The sequence below is a fragment of the Streptomyces sp. NPDC050674 genome (genome assembly GCF_040654575.1).
In the GTDB taxonomy this organism is placed as follows: Bacteria; Actinomycetota; Actinomycetes; order Streptomycetales; family Streptomycetaceae; genus Streptomyces.
The window spans coordinates 88,088-96,033 of sequence record NZ_JBFAIG010000025.1; the positions used below are offsets into that span (position 1 = coordinate 88,088).

Here is a 7,946-nt window from a genome sequence, read left to right on the forward strand (position 1 = left end):
GTCAGCTCGGTCCTGCCTTGTATCCGACGCCACGGACGGTCACCACGATCTCCGGCTTCTCCGGGTCCTTCTCGACCTTGGAGCGCAGCCGCTGCACATGCACGTTGACCAGCCGCGTGTCCGCCGCGTGCCGGTAACCCCAGACCTGCTCCAGCAGCACCTCACGGGTGAACACCTGCCACGGCTTGCGCGCGAGCGCCACCAGCAGATCGAACTCCAGCGGCGTCAGCGCGATGGACTGCCCGTCCCGCTTCACGGAGTGCCCGGCCACGTCGATGACCAGATCGCCGATGGCGAGCTGCTCCGGAGCGGGCTCCTCCGACCTCCTGAGCCGCGCCCGGATCCGGGCCACCAGCTCCTTCGGCTTGAACGGCTTCACGATGTAGTCGTCCGCGCCCGACTCCAGGCCCACGACGACATCGACGGTGTCGCTCTTCGCGGTCAGCATCACGATCGGCACGCCCGACTCCGCCCGGATCAGGCGGCACACCTCGATGCCGTCCCGGCCGGGCAGCATCAGGTCGAGCAGAACCAGATCGGGCTTGGCCTCGCGAAAAGCGGCCAGCGCCTTGTCGCCGTCGGCCACGAACGACGGCTCGAAACCCTCACCACGCAACACGATGCCGAGCATCTCGGCCAGTGCGGTGTCGTCGTCGACGACAAGGACTCGTCCCTTCATAAACGACATCATCCCATTCTCATAACAGTGGTGAAGGCAGTGGTGAGGTAGGTCACCGCCAGTGACCATAGTCGCAGCAAGCGCTACTGTCTGCCCTCGCCCACCCCGGAATGATCTCCAGCCAGGGCGAGAAGGGCGAGGGTGCCGACGCCCGGCCGGCCCCGCGCACCCTCCCCGGCCGCCGGCTCAGCCCGCCGTCACCCGCCGCGACCGCGCACACACCTCGGCGAGTGCCTCGGCCGTCACAGGTGAAACAACACCCTCCTCCGTGACGATCGCCGTCACCAGCTCCGGCGGCGTCACGTCGAACGCCGGGTTGTACGCCTGCGTCCCCAGCGGCGCCACCGGAATCCCGCCGCCCGCCTCCGCGCCGACCACCGGCACCTGCGGCGCCGTCACCTCGGTCACCTCGTGCCCCGGCCGCTGCTCGACCTCGATGGACGCGCCCTCCGCGGTGTCCAGGTCCACGGTCGTCACCGGCGCCACCACGATGAACGGCACATGGTGGTACCGCGCCAGCACCGCCAGCGGATAACTCCCGACCTTGTTGGCCACCGAACCGTCCGCCGTGATGCGGTCCGCCCCGATGAGCACCGCGTCCACCTCCCCCGCGGCGAACAGCGACCCGGCCGCGTTGTCGGTGAGCAGCGTGTACCCCATCCCGCTGCGGGCCGCCTCGTACGCCGTCAGACGGGCACCCTGGAGCAGCGGCCGGGTCTCGTCCACCCACAGCCTGCGCAGCCGTCCCGTCCGGTGCGCCGCGAGCGCCACCGCGAACGCCGTCCCCTCCCCGCCGGACACCAGCGAACCGGTGTTGCAGTGGGTGAGGATCCGGTGCCCGCCACCGGGCAGCAGCTCGTCGAGCAGCGCCAGCCCGTGCTCGGCCATCCGCCCGCTCGCCTCGGCGTCCTCCCGGTGCAGCTGCCGAGCCGCGGCCAGCGCCGCCGCGGCCGCCTGCCGGGCGTCACCACCCTTGGCGAGCGCCGCCTCGTGGGCCGACTGCGCCCGGCGCACTCCCACCGCCAGGTTCACCGCCGTCGGCCGGGCACTCGCCAGCGCGGCCGCCGCCTCGTCCACGTCGAAGCCCCGCGCGGCGGCGAGCGCGACCCCGTACGCCCCCGCGATGCCCAGCAGAGGGGCACCTCGCACGGCGAGCGTGCGAATCGCCTCCACGAGCGCGGACGCGTCCGTACAGACCAGTTCGACCTCCTCGGCCGGCAGCCTCGTCTGGTCCAGCAAAACCAGAACGGGGCCTTCCGGTGGCTCTTCCCAGCGGATCGCCGGGATCTCGGTCGGCCGCTTGTCATCGCCGCTGTGCGCGTACAGATCAGCCATGCCGTCAGTCTGCCCCCTATCGAGCGGACAATTGAAGGTACGCAGCCCACACCGCGGCCGGTCACTCGAAGACCACCCCATGGCACGATGGCTGCCAACCTGCCGCCGCGACCGCGGACGGGCACCGTGAAGGAGCGACGATGAACGACACTCCGGGCTGGGCCTCGCCCGGATCCGCCCCGTCCGACGGGCAGCAGCCGGAGCAGCCCGGCCCTGCCGAGCCCACCGACCGCCCTGGCCCGGCACAGCCCGCGGACCAGCCGGCACAGCCCGGCCCGGCCCCACAGGGCCCCGGCCCGCAGTGGTCCAAGGAACAGCCGCCACCGGCCCAGTGGTCCGCCCCCAGCGGCCCGGCCGTCCCCGGCCAGGCGCCCCCGCCGCCGCCCGGTCCGGGCTGGGGCAACCAGCCCCCCGGCGGCCCTGGCGGTTACGGACCCGGAGGCCCCGGCGGACACGGCCCCGGAGGTCGGCCCGGATACGGCGGCTGGGGCAGCGGCTGGGGCGGTCCCCCGCCCGCCGCCAAGCCCGGCGTCATCCCGCTCCGCCCGCTCGGCGTGGGCGAGATCCTCGACGGCGCCGTCTCCACCATGCGCACCTACTGGCGCACGGTCCTGGGCATCTCGCTGACCGTGGCCGTGATCACCGAGGTCATCGTCGTGCTGTTCCAGGGCCTCGTCTTGGACGACTCCAGCACCGAAGCCCTCGACGACCCCAGCGCCACCCTCAGCGAGCTGAGCCGCGCCATGGGCGACGCCATGCTCAACTCCACCGTCGTCTTCGTGATCTCCCTGGTCGGCACCGTCATCGCGACCGCCCTGCTCACCACCGTCACCAGCCGCGCCGTGCTCGGCAAGCCGGTGACCATCGGCGAGGCCTGGCGGGACGCCCGCCCTCAGGTCCTCAAACTGTTCGGCCTGATCTGCCTGCTGCTGCTCATCACCGCCGGCATCGTCACCGTGGGAACCCTGCCTGGCATCCTCGTCGGCGTCGCCGTGAACGGCGGAGCGGGCGTCGCCCTCACCGTCCTGGGCGTCATCGGCGCCGGCATCGTCGCCCTGTGGCTGATGATCCGCTTCTCCCTCGCCTCGCCCGCCCTCATGCTGGAGAAACAGGGCATCAAGAAGGCCCTCGTCCGCTCCGCGAAACTGGTCCAGGGCACCTGGTGGCGGATCTTCGGCATCCAGCTGCTCGCCACGCTCATCGCGAACATCGTCGCCTCGATCATCGTCATCCCCTTCACCCTCCTCGCCGCGGCCCTCAGCGGTGACGGCCTCACCGGCTGGCTGAACACCGGCGCGGGCGGCCTCGGCTGGACGTTCCTCATCATCAGCGGCATCGGCTCGGTGATCGGCTCCATGATCACGTTCCCGATCACCGCCGGCGTCACCGTGCTGCTCTACATCGACCAGCGCATCCGCCGCGAGGCCCTCGACCTCGAGCTGGCCCGCGCCGCAGGCGTCCAGGACTACGGCTCCACCGCCCCCGGCACCACCCCGGGGAGCTGATGCGGTGAGCCGGGCGGGGGAACTTCTCACCACGGCGCTGCCACGCGCCGGCATACGGACGCTGCTGAGCGCCGGCGACACCTCCCTGCTGTCGCCGGCCCGCTCCACCGACGATCCGCCCCTCACCATCCCGCGCGACCCCGCGCGCGAGGCGGCCCGGCGCGAGCTGTCCAAACGGATGTACCACGAGGACGACCCCAGCCTCTTCCAGCGCGCCCTCGACGCCTTCTGGGACTGGCTCAGCAAGCTCTTCAACGCCACCTCGACCGCCACCCCCGGCGGCACACTCGGCCTGATCGTCGTCATCCTGGCCGTCCTCGCGGTCCTGGCCGCCCTGTGGTGGCGCCTGGGCACCCCACGCCGCCGACCCACCTCGTCCGCCACCCTGTTCGACGACCGCCCCCGCAGCGCCGCCGACCACCGCGCCAACGCCGAGGCACACGCCGCCCAGGGCCACTGGAACCAGGCCGTCCAGGAACGCATGCGGGCCCTCGTCCGCGCCCTGGAGGAACGCGCCCTCCTCGACGCCCGCCCCGGGCGCACCGCCGACGAGGCCGCGGCCGAAGCCGGCCGCGCCCTGCCCGCCCACACCGACCGGCTGCGCACCGCCGCCCGCGACTTCGACGACGTCACATACGGCGGCCGCTCCGCGACCGAGCAGACGTACCAGCGCATCACGGAACTCGACCGCGACCTGGAACGCACCAAGCCCCAACTCGCGACGAGCAGCGCGAGCACGGCCCCCCACACCCGCCAGGGAGCCGCCGAATGACCACCGGGGCCACCCTCACGTCCACCTCCGCCTCGCCGACCGCCCGGCAGGTCTGGACCCGTGCCCGCGGCATCGCGCTCGCCGTCGTGGTGCTCCTCGCCGGAGCCGTCGCCATCGCCGTCATCCGCTCCGACGCCCGGCACGGCGAACTCGACCCCCGCTCCGCCGACCCCAACGGCAGCCGCGCCGTCGCCGAACTCCTCGCCGACCGGGGCGTCGACACCCGCGTCGTCACCACCCTGGACGAAGCCGCCGCCGCGACCGGACCGGACACCACCCTTCTGGTCGCCAACCCCGACCTGCTGACCCCGAGTCAGCAGACCCGGCTGCACCACGCGTTCACCGACTCCGACGGCCGCACCGTCCTGGTCGCCTCCGGCAGCGCCTCCATCGAACGGCTCGCCCCCGGCGTCACCGCCGACCCCGCCACCAGCCTCGACTCGACGCTCGCCCCCAACTGCGCCCTGCCCGCCGCCCGGCGCGCCGGCACCGCCGATACCGGCGGGCTCCGCTACACCACCACCCACCTCGGCGCCGACAAGTGCTACCCCAGCGAGCGACTGGCCACCCTGCTGCGCATCCCGGACACACACGGCGACGGCGACACCGTCGCCCTCGGCGCGCCCGACATCCTCCTCAACGACCGCCTCGACCAGCAGGGCAACGCCTCGCTGGCCCTTCAGCTCCTCGGCTCCCGCCCCCATCTGGTCTGGTACCTCCCCTCGCTCTCCGACACGTCGGCCACCGGCGCCGACGACCAACGCGGCTTCCTCGACCTGCTCCCCTCGGGCTGGCTCTGGGGCACCCTGCAACTCTTCATCGCCGCAGCCCTGGCCGCCCTCTGGCGGGCACGCCGACTGGGCCCCCTCGTGCCCGAAAAACTCCCCGTCGCGATCCGCGCCTCGGAGACCACCGAAGGGCACGCCCGCCTCTACCGCAAGGCCGACGCCCGCGACCGCGCGGCCGACGCTCTTCGCTCCACCACCCGCACCCGCCTCGCCCCCCTCACCGGCGTCCCCGTCACCCAGGCGCACACGCCCGAGGCCCTGCTCCCCGCCCTGTCCGCCCACCTCCACAGCGACGGCCAGGACCTGCACGCCCTCCTCTTCGGACCACCGCCCCGCGACGACGCAGCACTCATCGCACTCGCCGACCGACTCGACGCCCTCGAAAGAGAGGTACGCCGTCCATGATGGACCCGACCACTGACAACGCCGGGCAGACCGGGGACCCGGGCACCGCCCGAGACGCCCTGGAGGCCCTGCGCGCCGAGATCGCCAAGGCCGTGGTCGGCCAGGACCCCGCCGTCACCGGCCTCGTCGTCGCCCTGCTCTGCCGCGGCCACGTCCTCCTCGAAGGCGTCCCCGGCGTCGCCAAGACCCTCCTGGTCCGAGCGCTCGCCTCCGCCCTCGAACTCGACACCAAGCGCGTCCAGTTCACCCCCGACCTCATGCCGAGCGACGTGACCGGCTCCCTGGTCTACGACACCCGCAGCTCCGAGTTCTCCTTCCAGCCCGGCCCGGTCTTCACCAACCTCCTCCTGGCCGACGAGATCAACCGCACGCCCCCCAAGACCCAGTCGTCCCTCCTGGAGGCCATGGAGGAACGCCAGGTCACCGTCGACGGCACCCCCCGCCCCCTGCCCGACCCGTTCCTGGTCGCGGCGACCCAGAACCCGGTCGAGTACGAGGGCACTTATCCCCTCCCGGAAGCCCAGCTGGACCGCTTCCTCCTCAAGCTCACCATCCCCCTCCCCTCCCGCCAGGACGAGATCGACGTCCTCACCCGCCACGCCGAGGGCTTCAACCCCCGCGACCTCAAGGCCGCCGGCGTACGCCCCGTGGCGGGCCCGGCCGACTTGGAAGCGGCCCGCGCCGCCGTCGCCAAGACGACGGTCTCCCCGGAGATCACCGCCTACGTCGTCGACATCTGCCGCGCCACCCGCGAGTCGCCGTCCCTCACCCTCGGCGTCTCCCCCCGGGGCGCCACGGCCCTGCTGGCCACCGCCCGCGCCTGGGCCTGGCTCACCGGCCGCGACTACGTCATCCCCGACGACGTGAAGGCATTGGCCCTCCCCACCCTCCGCCACCGCGTACAACTCCGCCCGGAGGCCGAAATGGAAGGCGTGACGGCCGACTCCGTCATCAACGCCATCCTCGCCCACGTCCCCGTCCCCCGCTGATGGCACTCACCGGACGCGCCGCCCTCCTCGCGGCCCTCGGCTCCCTCCCCATCGGCATCTGGGAGCCCAGCTGGACGGGCATCCTCGCGGTCAACGCACCCCTGGCCGCCGCGTGCGCCTGCGACTTCGCGCTGGCCGCCCCCGTAAGCCGCCTGGGCCTGACCCGCTCCGGCGACACCTCCGTACGTCTCGGAGACACGGCGGACGTGACCCTGACCCTCACCAACCCGTCCCGCCGCCCCCTGCGCGCCCGGATCCGCGACGCCTGGCCCCCCAGCACCTGGACGCCCGGCACGGAGACCACGGCATCCCGGCACCGCATCACGATCCCCCCGGGCGAGCGCCGCCGCGTGACGACCCGCCTGCGCCCCACCCGCCGAGGTGACCGTCAGGCCGACCGCGTCACCATCCGCTCGTACGGCCCGCTCGGCCTCTTCGCCCGCCAGGGCACCCACAAGGCCCCCTGGACGGTACGGGTGCTGCCCCCGTTCACCAGCCGCAAGCATCTCCCCTCGAAGCTGGCCCGCCTGCGCGAACTGGACGGCCGCACCAGCGTCCTCACCCGCGGCGAGGGCACGGAGTTCGACAGCCTGCGTGAGTACGTCCCCGGCGACGACACCCGCTCCATCGACTGGCGCGCCACCGCACGCCAGACCACGGTCGCCGTCCGCACCTGGCGTCCCGAGCGCGACCGCCACATCCTGCTGGTCCTCGACACCGGCCGCACCTCGGCCGGCCGCGTGGGCGACGCACCCCGCCTCGACGCCTCCGTGGACGCGGCACTCCTCCTCGCCGCCCTGGCCTCCCGCGCCGGAGACCGCGTGGACCTTCTCGCCTACGACCGGAACGTCCGCGCCCTCGTGCAGGGCCGCACCGCGGGCGATGTCCTCCCCGCCCTGGTCAACGCGATGGCCACGCTTGAGCCGGAACTCGTCGAAACGAACGCCCGGGGTCTCACGGCCACGGCCTTGCGCACGTCGCGCCGCCGCTCCCTGATCGTCCTGCTCACGACCCTGGACGCCGCCCCCGTCGAAGAGGGCCTGCTTCCGGTCCTCCCTCAGCTCACCCAGCGCCACACGGTTCTGCTGGCCTCAGTAGCGGACCCGCACATCACCGAAATGGCCAAGGCTCGCGGGGATGTCGACGCGGTCTACGAGGCCGCCGCCGCGGCCCACGCCCAGTCGGAACGGCACCGCACCGCAGAGCAGCTCCGCCGCCACGGCGTCACGGTCGTCGACGCCACCCCGGATAATCTGGCGCCGGCACTGGCGGACGCGTATCTGGCTTTGAAGGCGGCCGGACGCCTCTGACGAAACAGACCCCGACGAAGAACGAGTTTTTCCGGAAAGGGTCCGGAAACGCAGAAAACCCCCGCATCCGAAGATGCGGGGGTTTCCCTAAAAATTGTTCGGCGGCGTCCTACTCTCCCACAGGGTCCCCCCTGCAGTACCATCGGCGCTGTAAGGCTTAGCT

The 7,946-nt window shown here is 72.8% G+C and carries 7 protein-coding genes; 5 read left to right on the forward strand and 2 right to left on the reverse strand.

What is annotated here, in order from left to right; all coding sequences use genetic code 11:
• Position 1: 1 nt before the first annotated feature.
• On the reverse strand, positions 2-691 hold the full coding sequence (gene mtrA, locus AB0I06_RS31395; protein ID WP_009188938.1) for a two-component system response regulator MtrA: 690 nt from the start codon (positions 689-691) through the stop codon (positions 2-4).
• 174 nt (positions 692-865) lie between these two features.
• Positions 866-2,014: an S-methyl-5-thioribose-1-phosphate isomerase gene (mtnA, locus tag AB0I06_RS31400; protein ID WP_363122235.1), complete on the reverse strand. Its 1,149-nt coding sequence runs from the start codon at positions 2,012-2,014 to the stop codon at positions 866-868.
• Between the two features lie 140 nt (positions 2,015-2,154).
• Here mtnA and AB0I06_RS31405 point away from each other — a divergent pair, with 140 nt between their 5' ends.
• Genes AB0I06_RS31405 through AB0I06_RS31425 form a run of 5 tightly spaced genes read left to right on the forward strand, consistent with a single transcriptional unit; the run spans position 2,155 to position 7,783 of the window.
• Positions 2,155-3,519 carry a hypothetical protein gene (locus AB0I06_RS31405; RefSeq protein WP_363122236.1) on the forward strand — a complete coding sequence of 455 codons (1,365 nt, stop codon included), beginning with the start codon at positions 2,155-2,157 and terminating at the stop codon, positions 3,517-3,519.
• A 4-nt stretch (positions 3,520-3,523) separates the two neighbouring features.
• Positions 3,524-4,291: a DUF4129 domain-containing protein gene (locus AB0I06_RS31410; protein WP_363122237.1), complete on the forward strand. Its 768-nt coding sequence runs from the start codon at positions 3,524-3,526 to the stop codon at positions 4,289-4,291.
• The gene (locus AB0I06_RS31415; protein ID WP_363122238.1) at positions 4,288-5,484 is read left to right on the forward strand and encodes a DUF4350 domain-containing protein; all 1,197 of its coding nucleotides are present in this window, start codon (positions 4,288-4,290) and stop codon (positions 5,482-5,484) included. Before AB0I06_RS31410 ends, AB0I06_RS31415 begins: the two co-directional genes overlap by 4 nt.
• Positions 5,484-6,473, forward strand: a complete 990-nt coding sequence (locus tag AB0I06_RS31420; protein ID WP_363122239.1) for a MoxR family ATPase — start codon at positions 5,484-5,486, stop codon at positions 6,471-6,473. The genes AB0I06_RS31415 and AB0I06_RS31420 overlap by 1 nt, the downstream gene beginning before the upstream one ends.
• On the forward strand, positions 6,473-7,783 hold the full coding sequence (locus AB0I06_RS31425) for a DUF58 domain-containing protein (protein ID WP_363122240.1): 1,311 nt from the start codon (positions 6,473-6,475) through the stop codon (positions 7,781-7,783). The genes AB0I06_RS31420 and AB0I06_RS31425 overlap by 1 nt, the downstream gene beginning before the upstream one ends.
• Positions 7,784-7,946 lie beyond the last annotated feature (163 nt).

Coding starts and splice junctions, on each gene's coding strand:
- mtnA (WP_363122235.1), bottom strand. CDS start 2,014: ATGGCTGATCTGTACGCGCACAGCGGCGATGACAAGCGGCCGACCGAG.
- mtrA (WP_009188938.1), bottom strand. CDS start 691: ATGATGTCGTTTATGAAGGGACGAGTCCTTGTCGTCGACGACGACACC.
- AB0I06_RS31405 (WP_363122236.1), top strand. CDS start 2,155: ATGAACGACACTCCGGGCTGGGCCTCGCCCGGATCCGCCCCGTCCGAC.
- AB0I06_RS31420 (WP_363122239.1), top strand. CDS start 5,484: ATGGACCCGACCACTGACAACGCCGGGCAGACCGGGGACCCGGGCACC.
- AB0I06_RS31425 (WP_363122240.1), top strand. CDS start 6,473: ATGGCACTCACCGGACGCGCCGCCCTCCTCGCGGCCCTCGGCTCCCTC.
- AB0I06_RS31415 (WP_363122238.1), top strand. CDS start 4,288: ATGACCACCGGGGCCACCCTCACGTCCACCTCCGCCTCGCCGACCGCC.